The organism is Runella sp. R0.1_18 (assembly GCF_057652155.1).
In genome coordinates this window covers 21604-42617 of the sequence record NZ_JBYFCK010000030.1, presented here as the reverse complement: position 1 = coordinate 42617, position 21014 = coordinate 21604, and the positions used below count along the sequence as shown (strand labels likewise).

Genomic DNA, 21014 nt, shown 5'->3' with positions numbered 1-21014 from the left:
GGATTAGCATTTATTTTCATCCTTCAAAAACAAAAAAGAAGCCTAAATTACTACAATCGCAATTTAGGCTTCTTTAGTTGGTACCGAGGACGGGAATCGAACCCGTACGAGCGTTTCGGCTCACAGGATTTTAAGTCCTGCGTGTCTACCAGTTCCACCACCTCGGCAGGGGTGTCCCTTTTTTGACAAAAAAGCACCGTTTTCGGCGGTGCTTTGAGCGAAAGACGGGGTTCGAACCCGCGACCTCGACCTTGGCAAGGTCGCGCTCTACCAGCTGAGCTACTTTCGCGTTTTGGTTTTACTTGCTTCGGCGTGCCGTTCAAGTGTTATTTGGTGGTGCAAAAGTAGCGCGTTTCACTATATGACGCAAGTGTTTGGCGAAAAAAAATTACAACTTTTTTGAAAGTTTTTTACAAATTACTAAAAATCAACAACATACAAAGGTGTTTTTTTCAAGAAATACTAATAAGGATTTGTTGTACACCGTAACGGATTTCGATTTCTGAAACCAACCACACGTTTGGGTAAGCGATACGCTACCGTTAGACCCCAGAACTGATACCTGTCCGTTTTATCGGGGTTTGCTGCATAGCTTATTCCATCCAAGTAATCAGAAAACGTCAAACGAAAACCTGCTTCAAGCGTCAACGTCCAGTGAATGTGCGGACGATACTTTATCCCCATTCCGAAAGGAACAATTACGTGATAGTGGCTATATACTACGTTTTGGTCAATTTCAGCCCCTATCACAAATTCAGGCTTGGAAACAATCATGTTTTCTAAATCAGGTGCTGGACGCGTGTATGCCCCTCCTAAGCCCGCAAATATAAAAGGCGAGAATGTCGATTGAAAAAAGCGAGGTAAACGGGGTTGTATCAGCGGCAAAACGTGTAGTTCGGCTTGAAAAGCCATTTCGGAAATGGGTGATTGGGTAGAAAAATTTCGGAAGGCCCGATCTTCGTAATGGCTATCTCGCCCCGACAAGTGCCCAAATAAAAGGGAAGCCCTCACCGCTAAAAAGTCTGACACATTGTAACGAACCAAGCTACCTAGGCCAACTTTAGGTTCTTTAGAAATCCAATCAGATTTATTTAAATCGCCCAAATACCCTGAACCACCCAAAAATCCGCCAAATTCTAAACGCTCTTGCCCCATTGATTTTGTGACCAATAGCAAGCTCAGGCAACAAGTTAAAGCAAGCAAACGCATTTTTTTGAGTTTTTTACAAGAAAACGCAAAAAGTCGAACAGTTTGTTGGCTGTCCGACTTTTTGAATGAATCAGTTATTGTAAGCTATTACTGACGAAACGCTTTTACCTCTACACGACGGTTTTGTTGACGTCCATCTTCTGAGGCATTGCTCGCTGCTGGTAAACTTTCACCAAAGCCACGGAAAATAATCCGAGTTGCATCCACCCCTTTCGTACGTAAGTATTCAAAACACGCTTGGGCTCGTTTTTCAGACAATTGTTGGTTATGTACTTGTGCTCCTTTGCTATCAGCATGACCCGACAACTGCAATTTATACGTTGGATTTTTCGCCATTGTGTTAGCTACTTCATCAAGAACCGTTTGGTATTGAGGCTGAATAACCGCACTGTTTGACTCAAACAATACAGGCTCAACTTTGAAATCAACCACCACTTTGGTAGGGTCAACCGTGCCTTTCTGTTTTTTGGCCAATTCGGCTTCAAGTTTCGCTTTCTTCTCTTCCGCTTTAATGATTGCTTTCAACGTTTTGGCGTCTGGACAACCTTCAAACTCAGCTTTACCTGCAACGTCAGGGCAACGGTCTTTGGCATCTTCTACACCATCTCCGTCAGTATCAGGACAACCTCCAAAGGCTGCCACGCCCGCTACTGTTGGACAAGCGTCGTCTTTGTCGGCAATGCCATCACCATCGGTATCAGGACATCCTTTTAGTTCGGATTTTCCTGCTACGTCTGGGCACGCATCGTCTTTATCAGCAATTCCATCGCCATCCGCGTCAGGACAGCCTTTCAATTCTGCTTTTCCTGCGACCGTCGGGCATTCGTCTTCTTTATCCTCAATGCCATCTTTGTCAGTGTCAGGACAGCCTTTGAATTTGGCCAAACCTGCTACGTCGGGACAGGCATCATCTTTATCAGCAATACCATCTTTATCACGGTCGGGGCAGCCTTGTAACGCCACCAAACCTGCTACGTCAGGACAAGCATCATCTTTGTCACGAATGCCATCGCCGTCGGTATCAGGACAACCCTTGTAAACTGCTAAACCGAAGGTATCTGGGCAATCGTCGTCTTTATCGGCAATGCCATCATTATCACGGTCAGGGCACCCGTTCATTTTGACTGAACCTGGCTGGGTAGGGCAGGCATCTTTTTCATCAGGGATACCATCGCGGTCGGTGTCTTTTTTGTCAAAACGATACGCAATAGATACCGTTGAAAGTTTGTAACGATCATCACGGCTAGGATTTGCTCCTTTGCTGATGCCGTCTAAATAATCAGAAAATGCCAAACGGAAACCTGCCTCAGCACCCAATACCCAATGTTCGGCAAGGTCATAACGTACACCTATTCCAAAAGGAATGACAAAGTTTGATTTTGAATAATTAGCCGCTTGATCAGCTATTGCCCCTTGTCTATAAATATCGGGGGTCGTGGCAGTACCCGTAAAATTAGGTTTGGGATTGGTAAAACCTAAACCTACCCCTGTGAACAAGTAGGGTGACAATCGGCGTTTGAAACGCACTTGGAAAGCGGTGGAATCGTATTTGAAACGTTGACGCCCCAAGAAGTCATATTCCGCAATGGCCGAAAGGTCGGTAAGGGGCGAACGCGTTGAAAAACCGCGTACTTTACGGTCTTCAAAATTAGCATCATTGCCCGACAATGTACCAAACGTTAAGGCACCACGAAGTGCCCAACTCCGATTAAAGTGGTAACGACCAAAAACCCCTCCGCTTCCTTTAGGTTCTTGCGAAAAAAAATCTGATTTGTTCAAATCACCTAGGTAGCCTGATAAGCCAAGCCCTGCTCCTACTTCCCAACGCTGATGAACTTGCTGGGAATGAGCTTGGTGAATACCGAATAGCAACAAAACAGCGTATAGATTGCGTAACGTTAGCTTCATACTCATTGTAATTTTTACGTCTAAACCATTTTACGCTTAAAGCTAACAGAACAAGCGTGAATTACCAAAACTTATCCATTTACTTGCTCACGAAGCCAATCAATCAGCAATCGAACGCCATAGGCTGTTCCCGACTTCATACTTCCAAATTCTGAATCGGCAAAAGCCGTGCCTGCAATATCCAAATGCGCCCACGCAGGATGGCTGTTGGTAAAAACTTCTAAAAATTTGGCTGCCACTATCGCCCCTGCAATGGGCTTTCCATGGTAGTTTTTTACATCTGCTACGTCCGACTTTAGCTCGTCTTTATAATCATCCCAAATGGGCAAACGCCATACTTTTTCGCCCGTTGTCATGCCACTTTTGTACAGGCTTTCGGCAAGGGCATCATTACTGGTAAATAAACCTGCTGCGGCATAACCAAGCGTAGCTACACAGCTACCCGTGAGCGTTGCCAAGTCGATGATGGTATCTAGCTCAAAATGGCGATGCGCGTACGTCAGGCCATCGGCCAAAATCAATCGGCCTTCGGCATCGGTATCAATCACTTCAATGGTTTTTCCAGAATAGCTTCCAATCACATCGCCAGGTTTAATGGCAAGCCCATCCATGGAGTTTTCGGTCGAAGGAATAATCCCAACTACATTGACGGGCAATTGTAATTTTGCCACTACCTCCATCGTACCTAGTACCGCAGCGGCTCCGCCCATGTCCGACTTCATGTAGTGCATATTGGTAGAAGGCTTTAACGAAACACCACCCGTATCAAAAGTCACCCCTTTACCCACCAACCCAATGGTTTTGGAAGCAGCTGGATGTTTGTATTCCATTACGATAAAACGAGGCGGATTTTTACTACCAGCACTCACCGACAACAAGGCGTGCAAGCCCATTTCCGCACATTGTTTTTCATCAAACACTTGCACCGAATATCCGTGGGTTTTCCCAGACAAAACCGCCCAATCGGCCAACACTTGAGGGTACTTATGGCTTGAAGGAGCATTCATCAAATCCATCACCCGAATTTGGGTCTGCGCCGTCGCTACACCATTTTGGACTGCTTGAGCAGCCAAATCCACGTCGTTTTCGTCCACAAGTAGCCACAGCTGTGATTTACGTTCAAAAAACGTAGGTTCTGTCACCTTATCTGTTTTGTACAAGCCTAAATCGTAATCGCCCAACCAAAGCCCGTTGACAACAGCCTCAATTTCACTCGCAGTCAACCCTTGCACGTGCAAGGCAACCGCATCGGGTAGTTTCTTTTTTTGGTTAAAAAAGAAAGACCTCAGCGCTTTGATATAATCGGCTGGTTTTGGCGATTTTCCCAACCCAAGGAGGTACGTTTTTGAGTTGTCGCCATACACTAATTGTGTTTGTTTAAAATCAGCTTTAAAATCCTGAATCAAAAAATCGGCGTATGGAAACTGCGCCAAATGATCGGCTAAAGAATCATTTTGGCAAAAAAGATAAACCTCTGCCAGAACTGGACTCGGTAATTGATAAACTACTTCTATGTTCATTGAGAAAATACCTTTTAAAAATTTAACAAAAAGCAATTAACAGCATTCGACACTCTGCCCTCTAAATTCGACATTTTAACTGTAACGATCATTTCGCCACGGATAAGCGGTGTTGGAGTAACCTCGTCCTTCCCAAAAACCGAGTTTATTTTTTGGTAAAAACTCCAATCGTTTTATCCATTTCGAACCTTTCCAAGCATATAATTGGGGCGTTATCATTCGGGCTGGCCCGCCGTGTTCTTTGGGTAGTGGCTCGCCATAGACCGAATGCGCCAACAGTACATCTGGTTTGAGGGCTTCTTCCAGCGATACGTTGGTGGTATAAGTATCATATCCGTAACACATCAAGTGAGTTGCGGTTTCTTTGGGTTGAACCAGCGCAGCAATGTCCAACAAACGCACGCCCGTCCAAGACATATTTAGCTTAGACCACGTAGTTACACAGTGAAAATCAGAGGTATCTTCCGTTTGAGGCAACGACATAAAATCATCCCACGTCAAAATCATCGGATGCTCCACTTCTCCGTCAATGTACAAACGCCAGCGATCGAGGGTCACGTTTGGCTGATACCCCAAGTCTAACACTGGCCATTTTGCCGTTACTGTCTGCCCAACAGGCACTTGAGGCATCCCGTGGCGGTTTATCTCGCCGTGCCCTTGGGGGCGTTCATCCGCCATTGAAGGCGTATTCTGCATTTTTTCTTCAAAACGCGCTTTGAGTTTCATGCGCGCTTCGATGATTCTATCGAGTTTATTATTTTCTTCCATGATTCATTTTTTAGAAATAACCAACCACTGATGCCCTGGTTATCATCAGTTTATTTGTAAAAACACGCCAGCAAAAGAAAAGTTCTGAGACGACTACGTAGCCGAAGAAAGGTAAGAAGAATTTAATCCCCCAAAATCCCAGTGGAGAGCGGTATTATAAAGCAGTTGCCCTTTTTCTATTTGAAGCGGGCTGTCGATGTTGTTGTGGTAAAGTTGGCCAGTACCCAGTCCTTGGGGCAATGTATTGTCAAATTCGGCCGTAAATTGAGCAATCGCATTCAGACCTACATTCGACTCCAGCGCCGAAGTAATCCACCAACCGATTTCCAAACGCTGTGCAGTTTCAATCCACTCACGCGTCGCTTCAAAACCGCCCAATAAAGTAGGTTTGAGAATGATGTACTGCGGCTTGATACTTTTGAGCAATCGGCGTTTGGCTGCATAATCAAAACTTCCGATTAACTCTTCGTCCAAAGCAATGGGAACGGGGGTTGTTTCACACAGTTCCGCCATCAACTCTTGCTGACGAGGACGAATGGGCTGTTCAATAGAATGAAGTTCAAACTCTGCCAATTTGTTAAGCCTATCTCGTACGTTGGACGCATCAAATGCGCCGTTGGCATCGACCCGTAAGGTAATTTCGCTGGAAGAGAAATGGGTTCTGATATGGGTTAGAATAGCGCACTCTTGGTCGAAATCAATCGCTCCAATTTTAAGTTTGATGGTATCAAAACCTGCTACAATTTTTTCTTCAACTTGCTTGAGCATCGCCTCCTGTGAGCCCATCCAAACTAGCCCATTGATGGGGATAGACCGCTGCCCTTCCACAAAAGGATTGGGGAACAAAATGCGTTTGCCACCGTTGAGGTAATCAAGCATAGCTGATTCAAACCCAAAACGGATAGATGGCCACTGACTGCCTACGAGCTGCTCAAGAATAATAGGTATATTCCAAGAATATATTTCAAGATCGAGCTTATTGAAGTTTTGGCATATTTCCTGCAATTTATCCTCAAAGTCAGGACGGTCGTCGCTGCTTAGTCCAGGCAATGGGCCACACTCTCCTACCCCTACAATTGACGGTGCTGCATCATCGTATATCTTCACAAACCACGAAGTTTTTTCGGTCAAAACGCCTCGCGAAGTTCCCGCTTCAAACTTAAACTGTAGCTTATGTGGCTGATAGTGAACTTGTAATGGCATTTTAAAACAACTGTTTGGGGTAAGCAAGCGCACAATTTAGATAAAAATACCTTACTTTGCCAAAGTCAGTTTAAGAAAATGTTAAGAATCTTACCAAGCGGTTTACGGTGGCTAACGTGGCCTTTTAGTTTGCTGTATCAATTTATCACCTCAGTTCGTAATGCGATATTCGACGCAGGATTTCGTTCTATATACCAATCTACAATCTATACCATCAGTATCGGAAACCTTACCATAGGTGGAACTGGCAAAACGCCCCACATCGAATACCTACTCCGATTACTCGCTAACAGATATACACTCGCTACACTGAGCCGTGGTTATGGTCGTAAAAGTAAAGGATTTTTACAGGCTAAAATTTCCTCATCCGCTGCCGAAATTGGCGATGAACCACTTCAACTCTTTAAAAAATTTGGCACCAATGTTCCCGTATTTGTTGCCGAAAAAAGAGCAGAAGGACTACAAAAAATAGCCCAATTATCGCCTTGTCCTCAACTTGTTTTGCTCGACGACGCCTACCAGCACCGTGCCGTCAAGCCCCATCTTTCCCTTTTATTGACCGACTATCGTCGCCTCTTTTACCAAGACCATGTGCTTCCACTTGGATTGTTACGCGAAAGTAGGCAAGGGGCCAAACGCGCCCAAGGCGTGATTGTTACCAAATGCCCTCCTACACTTACGCCGCACGACCGTGAACAAATTGAGAAAAAAATCCAACAATATACCCTCCCTCACACGCCTATATTTTTCTCGTATTTCGAGTATGGCCCCCCCGTGCCTTATTTTGACGCCCAAAAGCCTCTCTCCACAGAGGCTACATTATGGCTCATTTCGGGGATAGCCCAGCCCAAATTGTTTGAAGAAGCGGCTCGAAATAAATTTAAAGTTGCAGGGCATAGTGCCGTGGGGGATCACCATGATTTTACGAAAGAAGAAGTAAAAAAATGGGTTACTGTTAGTGGTAATCACCCCATTTTGACGACCGAAAAAGATTGGGTAAAACTAAAGCCACTTTTAGAAGAATTGGACTTGCCACGCAGTCACTTTTATTATTGGCCCATTCAAGTGGCGTTTTTTGATGGTAAGTTTGACCAATTTATTATTAACGAAATAGCGACACAGGCCCACGCTTAACAAACGTTCGCCCTACCTTGTCGGTTACCTTCACCACATAAGTATATAGCCCCACGGGAAGCGGCTGCCCGTTAATGCTACCGTTCCAAAAATGTTGGTTGGCCGTACTTTGAAAAATGGGCGTTCCCCAACGGTCATATACAGTCACTTGAACATCAGTTGTAGGGTCGGCTTTGATTTCAAAAAGATCATTAACGCCATCCCCATTGGGCGAAAAAGCGTCTGGAATAAATACATTGGCCAAAGAAACACACAACACGGGCGGCGCATCTACGCACACTTTGTTGGACAGTATGGTGCCACTGCGCGTATCGATTTGCAAGCGATAACAGCTCTGTTTGTTACAATCTCCTGAATTATCTTCTCGGTACAACTCCGTAATGGATGGATTCCACCAGATAGTCCCATTGCGAACCAGCGTCATTTTTGACACTTCAGTAGGGCGTCGGTAAGGAGAAACACTCACAATGTTGGCTTCTAGCGTAGGTGCAACTTTAAGGAAGTTGACGCACAACACGTTTGATTCCAAGGACGCAATGCAACTCGCACGAGGCTTTACTCTGTAACAGAAGATTTTGGTCGTGTCCACCAATACTTTGGCCTTTTCTCCATCGGCTCGAAAGACCGTACCTGTTGTTACAAACGTACCAGCGCCTTCTTGCCGAAACAGTTCCAACTCAATCGCATTGGGATTTGAAACCCTTATTTCCGCCGTGGTAGCATCCAAAATTTCGAGGGTATCTAGTTTTGCCAATTTCGCCCCAATTTCTAGCACAACCACTTTGCTACTTTTTCCACCACACAAGCTTCGGAGGCTACGTCCTTGCACCGTTATTTGTTTAGAGGTGACATCGGGGTATTGATAGTCAATCGTTAGATTAAGCCGATTGATAATGGCGATATTTCCATCTCCCCACTCAATCACGTATTCATCATAAGGCGCAGCAGTTTGGTTGGTAATGGTCAAGGTGACTTTGCCATTTTCACAAGGGACTACCTTAAAATCGGGCGGAGTTACGTCTTGTATCGTAATCTGCCGACAAGCTCGAAGCGCTTGTCCTTGTGCGCTTTCGGAAAGTTGCATGATGGTATAGACACCCGCTTTGGTATAGGTAAAGTTTCTTGTGGTATCTTGTTTGTAAGAAGCTGCGTTCGGATTTCCCCCTTTGTAGTCGTAGATATAACGGCTTTTGATTGAGCCAGCTTGGGTATTTTGCACCTTAACTGTGAAGGGAGCGCAGCCTATTTCGCTAGAAATAGAGAAGTCACCACTTCCTACTCCGAGCACATTATCGCATTGGTTATCGGGTAATTGTTGGGCAGAAATAGCCGTACTGCCAAGCCCCAAATACCACCCAACCAAACACAAAATGCCCCATTTGGAAGGTATAAGCAAGCGAAGAAGAGAATGAGTTTTACGGTAGTTATTTCCCAAAATTTGCATTTTTTTGAGTCTATTCCGTAAAAATAACACAATAGCGGGACAAAAATTGTGCCCGCTATTGAAAAATACAAAAGTATGCAAGAATTATCTAAGAGTCGTAACTCAAGCCATATTGCTTCAATACATCCGCAGGAACTCCATCCCAAGCATTCGGGCGGTTACCTACATAGCCTAAGTAATTGAATCCAATTTGCGTCGTAAAATAACCCGTAGCCGTTAGGTTACGCATCAGATTAAAGAATGATACTCCCTGGCTCATTTCTGGCTTGGCCTGTTCGGGATATGCGATTTGGTCTAACATTTTGGTTTGTTCACTTTTGGTACATGTCACAAACTTCTTTCCAAACTGCTTCAAACATTGGGTATCTAACCAGCTCAACCCACCTCGCATTGGCGTTTGGTGTTGAGGCATATCTTTGACAATGAATTCAATAAAATCAGGCACTTTGGCTTCTAATGCACCACCGTGCTGCCCGTCGGCAGGAATGATATAATTGGCCAACACACTGATGGTTTGCTTTTCATGGGGCGTAAAAAAGATATCTGCCGCAATCTTAGCATCGCGAGCGCGCTCGGCTGCACTTTTACCATTTTTAAAATCAGACAATGAAAGGGGCGCTACGGGCTTTTTGGGAACATCGGCCTTTGCTTCTGTACCTACAACCGTCGCCGTAATTGTCCCGAGGGAAATCGCTTTTAACGTGTCTCTGCGTTTCATATGTTTGCTTTTTTACGTTGGTCAATAATGTATTCAGAAGCCCGCATCGACAATGCAAGAATTGTCCAAGTTGGGTTTTTATCCGCTTGCGATACAAACGTACCTGCATCCACAACGAATACGTTGCGCGAGTCATGCAACTGACTATAACGGTTCGTTACTGACTTCGCTGGATCATCTCCCATACGGGTTGTTCCTACTTCGTGAATGATACGACCAGGGGCTGCCAAACCATAATTCGATTCGGGACCTGGTTTGGGGCCTGTTGGAATACCTCCCATCGCGGTGATGATTTCTTCGAAGGTATCTTGCATGTGTTTGGCTTGCTTGATTTCGTGCTCCGACCACTTGTAGTTGAATCGAAGTACTGGAATACCGTACTTATCCACCATGTTCGGGTCGATTTCGCAGTAGTTATCCTCACGGGCAATCGCCTCTCCGCGTCCTGCCATACCGAAGTTAGCACCGTAGAAATGGCGATAGTCTTCTTTCAATGACAAACCATAGCCACCCGCAGGTTTTTTATTTCCGTCTTTGCCTGGGTATTTTCCGTTGGTGTTTTCCATTCCAAAGCCAAAACCATAGCCTGGCATTCCCATACCACCACCGTACTCGATGTGGTATCCACGCGGGAAGTCTAATTTCTTATCGTTCAGCCACCAAGGCGTATAAACGTGCATACCACCTACGCCGTCTTCGTTATAACGCTTTCTATCCACCAAATGAGGCAAGAACGCACTGCGGCCTGCTCCTGTTGAATCGTGTAGGTATTTTCCCAGAATGCCACTTGAGTTACCCAAGCCTTTTGTGTGACGCGACGATTTTGAGTTCATCAACAAACGCGCTGATTCACAGGCACTAGCTGCTAGTACAACGATTTTGGCACGTACTGTATATTCTTGTAAGTTCTGCTTGTCAACGTAAGATACCCCCGTTGCGACACCTTCTTGGTTGGTGATTACTTCACGCGCCATGGCGTTGGTAAATACCGTTACATTTCCTGTTTTCACGGCAGGTTTTACCAAAACTGAAGACGACGAAAAGTCGGCATACGCTTGGCAGCCACGGCTACACTGTGAACAGTAGAAACATTGACCACGCTCGTTGTTGATGGGTTTTGTCAAAATCGACAAGCGCGACGGAATCACGGGAATGTTTATTTTTTTACCCGCCTGTTTCAAAAACAACTCGTGCAAACGAGGTTTTGGCGGTGGCAAGAAAATACCATCTGGCTCATTTGGAAAATTTTCTACACTCCCAAAAACTCCCACAAGACGGTCCACTTTATCATAATAAGGCTTCACATCATCATAACCGATTGGCCAGTTATCGCCTAAGCCATCTACATCTTTGCGTTTAAAGTCTAGTGGTCCAAAACGAAGCGAGATACGTCCCCAGTGGTTGGTACGTCCTCCGAGCATCCGCGAACGAAACCAGTCGAATTGGGTACCGCTTTTGCGTGTATATGGCTCACCTTCAAGCTCCCAACCTCCCCAAGCAGCATCAAAATCACCAAATGGGCGATGATTACTGGCGCCACGGCGAGGCGATTCCCACGGATTTTTCAGCTGAGTAATGTATTTAGGATCCGCTGGGTCATACCAAGGCCCCGCTTCTAGCAAAGCCACTTTTGCGCCCGATTCCGCCAATACCTTTGCAGCCATACCTCCACCCGCGCCTGAACCCACGATACAGACGTCATAAACAGTGGGTTGTTCTTTGATTTGAAAACTCATACTGATAGAAACGATTGGGTTTTTAAAATTTTTGTCAAATATGAAAAAGCATCAACACTTATCCAAATACTGTAAATAATCAAAGGAAGACTAACATTATTTCAATGTTTTTCTGAGCCAATCCCCGTCTAAAGTCCTCGATTGCCAGTCTAATACCGTCGAATTCCATCGTTTTCGCGTTTTAATCTCCTCTTCGATTGCCTGTTTATACATTACCAAACGCGGGTCATTTTGTTCAATTTTTGTTTGTAAAAACGGCAAGCGAGTAACGTCTAGTTGCTGAATATAGCTCATGTCAAGGCGTTCGGCATACGTAAAATTGTACCAAGTAATCAATCTACTCCAATCTACGAGTAGGTAGCATGAAATTGTGGTATAAACCAACCACATGGTTTGACGCACCAAAAACGCAGTCGATTTTACCTTCTTTATTTTATAATACGTCAATATTAAGCCACCCAATGTCAATAAAAGGGCAATATATACCCAAATCCGTTTGAACGTTATCCCAAAGGCCATTACGTACAGCGTATTTTTATAACACGTAAATGCCCCCAAAGCCGCGTTGAGGGCAATCCATACAAAAGCCAGCTGTAACAAGCGACGGTTGTTTGCGTAAAAGTTTTGATTTCCGCGAAAGAAATACACAATCAACACTATCGCCGAAGCTATGCTTATCAACAACGCATTAAAACCTTCATGTACTTGTTCAGAAAAGCCTTTGGTCGTCTGTAACGCTGGTAGCAACAATTGCGCCATACTAAACAGAAGAAAAATAGTAATAAGCGTATTGAGCATAAAAAAGAGAATCACTGCCTGCCGATATTCGTACTTGAGCGCAATCGTCCCCGCCTTTGTTTTAGCCGTACGTTTTTTGATTCTTGTTAAATTTTCGTGGTAAGGGGTTTCTGTAAAGGGTAATTTTCCACTTCCTACAAAAAATAAGGGACACAGCACAACGCCTCCGAGCAAAACAAACCCAACGAGCCAAACATCAATCTTGACGTCTAGCCACGCTAAGTCTAGCCAAAAATCAGGATTGGCCCAGCAGTAAAGTCCATAAAAAACGGTTGTAACAGCAAACGGCATTAAATAGAGCGAAGGCTTTTGTTGACGTTGGTGTCGCCATAGAGGTTGAAAAAGAGAAGCAATTCCCGATTTAATTTTTGAAAAATTATCAAAAAAACTAACCACCATCGCACTCAAAAACCCATTGAGCCATGCCCCAATTACTGTACTTTGGGGAGCCATCGTAAACCCAATAAACACCAATAATGAGCATATATACATGAAGCTTGCCCATCCTAGACCATGCCAAGCCACGGCAAAAGCCAATATCAGTTGTACCAAGACACTTTTTTGCCACTGTCTTTGAGCACGCAATGCAGGGTGCGTATGAGCCACTAATCCAACCAAAGTTGCCGAAAATACAATGGTATTATACCCCTGAATTTGCTCATAAAATAGGTAGGTGAAAAGGAAAATTGCTATTCCCCAGTTTACAATCGTTTTTTTCATAGCTTCGTTTTTTAAAGTAAAAGTACTTTGAAATACAAAGTAAATAATTCAAAAGCATTCGTTCCAAATCTTTTTCAGTAAATTTGTGCGCCTATTTATCAAATATGACATTCTATCAACGACATTCTACCTCTTCTAGTAGTTATAGCCCTTTTTTGCTGCTTGCCATTCTTGCAGTGGCACTTGGCCTACGGCTTTATCATCTCGATGCGCACGGTATTTTCTTTGATGAAAAATCAACCATGGTAGTGAGTCAAGGGATTGTGCTTGACGGAGCCAATCAAAAAGATGTTTTTGACAAAGGGAAATTGGTCTTTACCAACGAAGAGTTTTGGCGCGAGAAAAAAATTCCCGACTACTACGAAGCCATGACGCGCAGCGATATTGGCAATAGCCCGTTTTATTATTTCCTGCTTCATCATTGGATGAAGGTTTTCGGCATTTCGGATTTCTCAGCCCGAATGATGTCCGTGCTGTTTAGCGTCCTGACAGTTTGGTTATTGTTTATTTTTACCCGTCGCTTTTTTCAATCAGAGCGTTTGGCCTTTACTGCCGCTGCATTGGCGGCTATTGAGCCTTTTTTTGTGGCTTACAGCCAGCAAGCGCGCAATTATTCCCTCACGTTTTTTCTTACTTTATTGGCTTCCTACTTATTTCTCCGTGCCTTGGAAGCCGACAACACCAACAAGCCCTCGTTGAAATGGTATGCTGGTTACGCAATCACGGCCTTTCTGGGACTGTATTCTCATTTTCTAGTTGCGTCGGTGTTGCTTGCGCACGGTTTATACGTGCTTTGCTGCGTTCGCAAACTTAAAAGCTGGATTGCATTCAGTTTTTCAGGGGCATTTGCCGTTGCCACTTTAGCGTGGTGGCTCGTTTATGGCGGTGGTCAAAACACGCTTTTTAGCCTTAATCACCAGACCAAAGTTTATTTAGAATGTGCGCTCAACCGACCGTATAATAACCCATACGGTATTATTCTTCCTGCTACTTTTGGTAACGTAGTCCAAAAAAGTATCCCAATGTTTAGCGACTTATGGGTGTTTACCAATGGATTGACGGAACATTTGGCAGGCAAAAAGAACATGATATTAGCAACGCTTATCGGTGTATTGCTAATGGTTACTTATCATTTTTCGCAGAAAAAACACCCGCTGGCTCAATGGTTGGTCATTGCCTCAGTGGTCATTCTTGGAGCAAGTGCAGCTTTATACAAGAGCTATACTTTGGGTTTTTGGACGCTATCAATGGCTTTGTTTATGACCTATTTGGCCGTTCAAACGTTGATTTCGCGAGCAAAAAATTTCTCAAAAAACTACCTTTGGTTTTTGGTCATTATTGGGATTGTACCTACCGCATTTTTGATTTTTAATGCCGTCAGAAGCGGTCATACCTATGGCCTGATGCAGCGCTATTCGGGTTTTTCCTTCCCTTACGTGACTATTTTAGCCAGTATAGTACTTTGGCAACTGTGGGAATCAAAAACGACGATTAAATGGGTTGTCTCTGCCATTTTGGGGATTCAATTGTATTTTGTAATACAGACACTTCAAACGATTTACGCCGACCGTTCAATAAAATATAACTACCGAAACACACCTCGCGAGCCAAACCCTCATTATGCGGCTGCCCAACAAGCAAAAGTGCTCTATCAGAAGGGAGATACGGTATTTTTGCCCGCACCCATGGCGCATTTTGATAACCCAATGGACCGCACTTATTTGCCTTATTCGGTGGTAGATGCGCAATATTTTAACCTGTATCTACCAAAAGACCGTATCTTTGTGCAAAAGTTGGATACCGTCAACGTGAACAAAATACGATTGAAGAAAGCTGACGGGCAGCTAATTGAACTCATTGACTTGAAAGGAAAACGATACTAATGGTCGAAACACAAGCTCTCGCAACAGATTATTTAAAACTCAGCGGCGAACTTCGTTTGAAGGTGTTGGGTCTATACAAAAAAGCCAATGCGGGCCACATCGGGTGCTCGTTGAGTTGTATTGACTTGCTCATTGGGTCGTTGGTTCATCACAAGCGTCCGCAAGATTCTTTTATTTTGTCCAAAGGCCACGCGGCTGCGGCTTTGTACGTGACGCTGAATCATTTGGGTGAAATTTCGGACGAAATCTTAGATACTTTTTATCAAGACGGGACTACCCTCCCCGCCCACCCTGCCCCTAACAAACACGCAGGCATTCCGTTTGCAACGGGCTCCCTAGGCCACGGACTTCCGATTGCGACAGGCATTGCGCAAGCTAATAAATTATCCGACAACGACGGCATTTCTTTCGTTTTGATGTCGGACGGAGAAACCAACGAAGGAACCACTTGGGAGGCAGCGCATTATGCCATCCAAAAAGGGTTAGATAACTTAATTGTGCTGATTGACCGCAACGGTCTTCAGGGATTTGGTTATACCAACGAAATTTTGGGAGATTCGGCCGATGCGGTTAAATGGCGCGCGATTGGTTTTGACGTGGTCGAAATCAACGGACATAATCCTGCTGAGTTAATCGAACAAATTGCAGCGCTTAAAACCCGCAAAAATGGGATACCAAAAGTAATTATTGCGCATACCATTAAAGGTAAAGGGGTTTCGTACATGGAAAACCGTATGGAATGGCACTATTTGCCCATGAGTGACGAGTTGTACGCTACTGCCGTCTCAGACGTACAACAAACCTATTTATTGTCATGACTGAACGCGAGCGCCTTGACCAATTAGAACTTTTGATTGCCGAATTTGCCATCAAGCAAGACGAACATACGGCGATTTTAGAAGAGCATTCAGCTAAACTTGAGCGGTTATCTTTGCAGATCAAACGCCTAGAAGAAGCTGTTAAACTATGCCTGAGAGGAATCCAGCAAAATAGCGATGATATACAGTTCCTACTGCGCAAACAGAGCGAGTTTGAAGTACAGTTAGTCGAACTTAAAGCCCGTTTTGAAACCCTAGAAAAGCGCTTTGACAATGTAGAGAACAGGCTCGAAAATGTAGAGAACAGGCTCGAAAACGTAGAAACGAAGCTAGACACAATTATTACGATTCTTCAAAATCGTAATTAGTGCTTTATAATAAAAACTAATACCGTTTTGGTGTACAAAGACAAAATACAACAGCTCAAAGGCCCCATTTTTGTATTTGGGGCGAGTGGTTTCATCGGAGCCAACTTGTTCAAAGACATTTATAGCGTGCGTCAGGATGTGTATGCACTCACCCACGATGCCACCAAAGCTTGGCGCTTAAAGCTTTTGAATGTACCGTTTGAAAACATCGTTCACTGCGATATTTTATCTGACCATTCGGTAGAAGAGATTTTTGACAAATACAAGCCGCGTACCATTTTCAACCTTGCCGCGTACGGAGCTTACAGTAAACAAAAAAATGTCAATCTCATTTACGAGACTAACGTCATCGGAACGGTAAATATTCTCGAAAAATGTACCGATGAAACCGTCTATATTCACGCAGGGAGTAGCTCTGAGTATGGTTTCAACTGCTCAGCCCCTAAAGAAAGTGACCCCGTAAAACCCAATAGTCATTATGCTGTTTCGAAAGTATCAGCAGCGTATTTGATTGAATTTTACGCAAAAGTTCATCAACGGAAAGCACTCAATTTACGCCTTTATTCCATTTATGGTGCCTGGGAAGAGCCTGACCGCTTAATTCCGCGCTTAATTGAAGAAGCTCGTAAAGACAAATATCCTCCGCTCGTTTCACCCGACATTAGCCGCGATTTTGTCTATGTGGACGATTGCGTTGAGGCTTTTATTGACGCTGCGTTGAAAGTCAACTCGTCGATTTCAGGAAATTCATACAATATCGGAACGGGTCAAAAAACGACCATGCGTGAGTTGGTCGATACGACACGCGCGGCTTTTCAACTGACCGATGCACCCGTTTGGGGGAGTATGCCTAATCGCGGGTGGGACTTAGCCGAATGGTACGGCGACCCTACCGCTGCCGAGCGCGATTTGGGCTGGAAAGCACACACACCACTCAGTGAAGGCTTGACCAAATACCGCGACTGGCAGGTGGAAAGTAAATACGAAGAAAATGTACTTCCTGCTTTCCAAAACCCCAAGCTAAACCCCGTCATTACGGCCATTATTGCGTGCTATAAAGATGCCCAAGCGATTCCGTTTATGTATGACCGCTTGGTAAAAACGTTCAACCAGATGAAGGTTCGTTACGAAATCATCTTTGTCAACGATGCTTCACCCGACAATCAAGAAGAAGTCATCAATGCCATTTGCCAGCGCGACCCGAATGTGATTGGGATAACCCACTCTCGGAATTTTGGTTCGCAATCTGCCTTTTTGAGTGGTATGGAAATTTCAACGGGCGACGCGGTAGTGCTGATGGACGGTGATTTACAAGACCCCCCTGAGATTATCCCTCAGTTTTATGACAAATGGAGCACAGGTTTCGATGTCGTTTATGGCGTGCGCGTGCAGCGAGAAATGAAGCCCCACATTCATTTTTTCTACAAAACATTTTACAAAATATTCCAAAACCTAAGCTACGTTCCTATCCCGCGCGATGCGGGCGACTTCTCGATGATAGACCGTAAGGTTGTCAAAGAAATCGTAGCACTGCCCGAAACGGAACAGTTTTTACGCGGCTTACGCGCTTGGGTTGGATTTAAGCAAACGGGGGTTGACTACGTTCGTCCTGAGCGAATGTTTGGAGTAAGTACCAACAACTGGCGGAAAAACATTTGGTGGGCTAAGAAAGCAATATTCTCGTTTAGTTTTGCTCCGCTCGAACTTATGAGTTACGCTGGTTTTATGCTTACGGGCTTGTCTATTCTTGGGATTTTCTATCAGATTTTAGCCAAATATTTCTTTGCTCCTGACACCCCACAAGGGTTCACGACAGTCATTATTTTGATTGTACTTTTCGGAGGATTGACGCTCTTAGGAATTTCATTTTTAGGAGAATACATCAGCAAGATTTTTGAGGAAACGAAGAAGAGACCTAAATTTATTCGTACCAAAATCCAAAAAGGGTCTAAGACGTTTCGTACTTCTGAGGAGATAATGACATTAGTGAAACAGCGTAAGAAGTAAACGTATCTCGTCAAGTAACTCATTACTAGTCAAAATAATACCGTGTTATGAAACCTCTTTTTCTATGGCTATCACTGGTAGCCATTATCGTTTTATTTTGTCTGTTTATAGGGTATTTCGCCGTGAATCTTCCTCAAGGGGATGACTTTGATTTGATTCTCCACTTCTTGACGAATTACCTTACCAATGCCCATACACTCTACGACAAATGGAGTCTGTTAACGGCTCAGTTTGTTGAACACAGGTTGTTTTATACGCGCTTTGTCGTTTTGGGGCAGTATTTACTCACGGGTAGCGTTTCTTTTTATCTAATTATCCTCATTGGAAATCTTTCTTTGGCAGGGATACTTTATATTGTTTACCGACAATTACGTGGTGCCAATCTACCCGTCCATTTCCTACTTCCTGCTGCCCTTATTATATTTCAACCTTCTTATTCGTTCGATGGTGTACTGTGGCCTGCGGCTACGCTGGCCTACAATTCCGTAGCGTTTTTTGCCATTCTGACCATTCACTGGCTTTCTACTTCTAAGCCTGTTAATTTGGGGTTGGCCATCCTGGGCGCCCTTCTTTGTACTTATACCTTTGGCAACGGAATGCTTATTTGGGGAGTAGGACTCATGCTGCTTTGTCTGCAAAAAAGATGGAAAGATACCGCTTTTTGGGTAGGCGCTATTGCACTCATAATGGGCTTCTATTTTTCTAATTACGTCCATTACCAAAGCCGCAACAACCCACTTTCCCATCTTCTCGAACACCCTTTGTACGTTATTATTAACTTCTTTGTGTTTACAGGTTCGGCGCTTAACTGGAGCGAACAATGGCCAAAAAACCTCGCTTCTGATGATTATTGGTCTATTATAGCGGGGATTTTGATTACTTGCCTTTATCTATTTTTGCTATACAAAGTACTTGTATCTTTTCTCCATAAATCACCCGATACAGATAAAACACTTAGTCGTTATCGGATTTTCATTGTTGGAGTTTTGACTTTTATTATCCTCACTGGTTTATTATTAACCACCGCTCGTGTGCACCGTGACGACATTCTTATGCACATCAATCGCTATCGGGTTCATTCGGTTGTGGTGCTGGTTGTCTCGTACATGTATCTTATTCCGTGGCTGCAATCTAAGCAACGAGGCTTCCTTGTAGTTACTTCGTTGACTCTTTTCTTTGCGGTTCTTTCATATTTTAGTTTTTACAACATTTTTGATTTTTACAAACGCAACTTCACTGCTGGTCAGTTCAACTGGCAACAAAATAGCGAATGGTTTATTTATCGCGATACAGCCTATTGGGAAGGTGCCTCGAAGTTGGTACTAAATGAAGCAAAAAAAGTCAAGACTTACGAAGTCCCTCCTTCAGCTTTCAAAGTCTTACCCGTCTCTGATTCAACCCAAGGTTTAGAAATCAAATTAGAGCCACAAGCGAAAGAGCTTCATCTCAAAGGCTTTGCCGATGACTTATCATCCATCGGCCATCAAAACGATTATTATTTTGTATTTAAAAACTTATCTACCAACAAAATATATTTGGAAGCATCGCATTATGACCATCGAAGTTTTCGGTTGGTCCTGATGGGTAATCCGTACTATTACGGAAATTTTAACACCTTTATTACCTACGCACATTTTCCCAAAGGTAAATACCAAATAGGCTACGCCCGTGTAAACGCTCAAAATGAGCTTTCCTATTACTGGCAAGCTTCGTATTTTGACCAATAAAGTAATACTATCCCTACGAATTCACTTCTGCGTATTTGGGTAACCTTCCGAATTTCGCTTATTTTGTGGTAAGTTTTCTGAGATTCCTGTGTTCTTTCACGGGAAAAATAGCTATACATCATGCGTAAAGAATTTTCAGCCGCTATTGAAAAATTGGCCCTTGCCGATGAATCGGTCGTGTTTATAACAGGTGATTTGGGCTACAATGCCCTCGAAAACCTCCAAGAAAAACTAGGAAAACGCTTCATCAACGCGGGGGTAGCCGAACAAAACATGGTCGGAGTAGCGGCAGGAATGGCCTATCGCGGCTACAAAGTTTTTTGTTATAGTATCGCTCCTTTTGTCGTTTATCGCTGTTTGGAACAATTCCGTAACGACGCTTGTCTGCACAACCTTCCTGTTTTTTTGGTTGGCAATGGCGGCGGCTATGGCTACGGCATCATGGGGAGTACCCACCACGCCATTGAAGACCTAGCCTGTTTGAGTAGTCTTCAAAATGTAAAAACGTGGATTCCTGCTTTCAGCGACGAAGTAGCGTTTTCATTAGAAACTATCGTAGAAGAAAAACGCCCCGCCTATTTACGTCTTGGAGTAGGTGGCCTTACTCCTGAGGGTGCAGTGTTGTCAGGTTCTCTAAAGAAAATCCACCAAAGCACCCAGCCCACTACGGCCATTGTAGCTTTGGGTCCAATAGTATCCAATGTACTGAAGGCACTCCCTCAAACTGAATTAGCCAACGAATGTAGTATTTATACCGCCCTTACACTTCCCCTTGAACTCTCCGCAACTACCATTGAGGAACTACGCCGAGTAGATACCATTTTGGTCGTTGAAGAACACGTAAGTATTGGTGGGCTTGCGCAGCAGCTTTCAGTAAAATTGTTGGAAGCTGGCGTACATCCACGTAATTTTAAATCACTCTCAGCCCAAGGATACCCCGACGGACTCTATGGCAGCCAAAGTTACCATCAGGCACAATCGGGTTTGGATTCTGCCAACATTGTTCGCACGCTTCACTCCTTTAGTCACTCATTAAGTCGCTAAACGGGTTTT

General features: G+C 44.1%; 16 protein-coding genes and 2 tRNA genes. 7 read left to right on the top strand and 11 right to left on the bottom strand.

The features are described from left to right. Nucleotides 1–78: 78 nt before the first annotated feature. The 7 genes from AC23P2_RS28660 to AC23P2_RS28630 form a co-directional block, all read right to left on the bottom strand. A tRNA-Leu gene (locus AC23P2_RS28660) sits at nt 79–167 on the bottom strand. A gap of 49 nt (nt 168–216) precedes the next feature. Then, nucleotides 217–289, bottom strand: a tRNA-Gly gene (locus tag AC23P2_RS28655). 173 nt (nt 290–462) lie between these two features. Beyond that, on the bottom strand, nt 463–1209 hold the full coding sequence (locus tag AC23P2_RS28650; protein ID WP_487776378.1) for a DUF6089 family protein: 747 nt from the start codon (nt 1207–1209) through the stop codon (nt 463–465). 87 nt (nt 1210–1296) lie between these two features. Continuing rightward, nucleotides 1297–3117: a type IX secretion system protein PorG gene (porG, locus tag AC23P2_RS28645; RefSeq protein ID WP_487776377.1), complete on the bottom strand. Its 1821-nt coding sequence runs from the start codon at nt 3115–3117 to the stop codon at nt 1297–1299. A gap of 71 nt (nt 3118–3188) precedes the next feature. After that, complete coding sequence (locus AC23P2_RS28640; RefSeq protein WP_487776376.1) at nt 3189–4637, bottom strand: leucyl aminopeptidase family protein; 1449 nt, start codon at nt 4635–4637, stop codon at nt 3189–3191. A gap of 75 nt (nt 4638–4712) precedes the next feature. Continuing rightward, the gene (locus AC23P2_RS28635) at nt 4713–5405 is read right to left on the bottom strand and encodes a molybdopterin-dependent oxidoreductase (RefSeq protein ID WP_487776375.1); all 693 of its coding nucleotides are present in this window, start codon (nt 5403–5405) and stop codon (nt 4713–4715) included. 93 nt (nt 5406–5498) lie between these two features. Further along, entirely contained in the window at nt 5499–6608 is a 1110-nt protein-coding gene (locus AC23P2_RS28630; RefSeq protein ID WP_487776374.1) for an o-succinylbenzoate synthase, read from the bottom strand. A 78-nt stretch (nt 6609–6686) separates the two neighbouring features. On the opposite strand from AC23P2_RS28630, the gene lpxK reads away from it, so the two are divergent. Continuing rightward, nucleotides 6687–7742, top strand: coding sequence for a tetraacyldisaccharide 4'-kinase (lpxK, locus tag AC23P2_RS28625; protein ID WP_487776373.1), 1056 nt, complete (start codon nt 6687–6689; stop codon nt 7740–7742). Here lpxK and AC23P2_RS28620 read toward each other — a convergent pair. The 4 genes from AC23P2_RS28620 to AC23P2_RS28605 all read right to left on the bottom strand — a co-directional run bounded on the left by AC23P2_RS28620 (nt 7711) and on the right by AC23P2_RS28605 (nt 13158). Further along, nucleotides 7711–9186 carry a T9SS type B sorting domain-containing protein gene (locus AC23P2_RS28620; RefSeq protein ID WP_487776372.1) on the bottom strand — a complete coding sequence of 492 codons (1476 nt, stop codon included), beginning with the start codon at nt 9184–9186 and terminating at the stop codon, nt 7711–7713. The genes lpxK and AC23P2_RS28620 overlap by 32 nt on opposite strands. 88 nt (nt 9187–9274) lie before the next feature. After that, nucleotides 9275–9904 (bottom strand): gluconate 2-dehydrogenase subunit 3 family protein, encoded by a 630-nt coding sequence (locus AC23P2_RS28615; RefSeq protein WP_487776371.1) that lies wholly within the window; start codon nt 9902–9904, stop codon nt 9275–9277. Beyond that, entirely contained in the window at nt 9901–11640 is a 1740-nt protein-coding gene (locus AC23P2_RS28610) for a GMC family oxidoreductase (protein WP_487776370.1), read from the bottom strand. The genes AC23P2_RS28615 and AC23P2_RS28610 overlap by 4 nt, the downstream gene beginning before the upstream one ends. A gap of 96 nt (nt 11641–11736) precedes the next feature. Further along, on the bottom strand, nt 11737–13158 hold the full coding sequence (locus tag AC23P2_RS28605) for a DUF4153 domain-containing protein (protein WP_487776369.1): 1422 nt from the start codon (nt 13156–13158) through the stop codon (nt 11737–11739). Nucleotides 13159–13262: 104 nt separating this feature from the next. On the opposite strand from AC23P2_RS28605, the gene AC23P2_RS28600 reads away from it, so the two are divergent. The 6 genes from AC23P2_RS28600 (at nt 13263) to AC23P2_RS28575 (ending at nt 21005) form a co-directional block, all read left to right on the top strand. Then, the gene (locus tag AC23P2_RS28600) at nt 13263–15041 is read left to right on the top strand and encodes a glycosyltransferase family 39 protein (protein WP_487776368.1); all 1779 of its coding nucleotides are present in this window, start codon (nt 13263–13265) and stop codon (nt 15039–15041) included. After that, complete coding sequence (locus AC23P2_RS28595; RefSeq protein WP_487776367.1) at nt 15041–15859, top strand: transketolase; 819 nt, start codon at nt 15041–15043, stop codon at nt 15857–15859. The genes AC23P2_RS28600 and AC23P2_RS28595 overlap by 1 nt, the downstream gene beginning before the upstream one ends. Next, a complete protein-coding gene (locus tag AC23P2_RS28590; protein WP_487776366.1) occupies nt 15856–16227 on the top strand; it encodes a hypothetical protein in 372 nt (123 codons plus the stop codon). The genes AC23P2_RS28595 and AC23P2_RS28590 overlap by 4 nt, the downstream gene beginning before the upstream one ends. A gap of 30 nt (nt 16228–16257) precedes the next feature. Next, nucleotides 16258–18234 (top strand): NAD-dependent epimerase/dehydratase family protein, encoded by a 1977-nt coding sequence (locus AC23P2_RS28585; protein ID WP_487776388.1) that lies wholly within the window; start codon nt 16258–16260, stop codon nt 18232–18234. A 47-nt stretch (nt 18235–18281) separates the two neighbouring features. Next, complete coding sequence (locus tag AC23P2_RS28580) at nt 18282–19961, top strand: hypothetical protein (RefSeq protein WP_487776365.1); 1680 nt, start codon at nt 18282–18284, stop codon at nt 19959–19961. A gap of 120 nt (nt 19962–20081) precedes the next feature. Further along, nucleotides 20082–21005 (top strand): transketolase family protein, encoded by a 924-nt coding sequence (locus tag AC23P2_RS28575; protein ID WP_487776364.1) that lies wholly within the window; start codon nt 20082–20084, stop codon nt 21003–21005. The last annotated feature ends 9 nt before the right edge of the window (nt 21006–21014 follow it).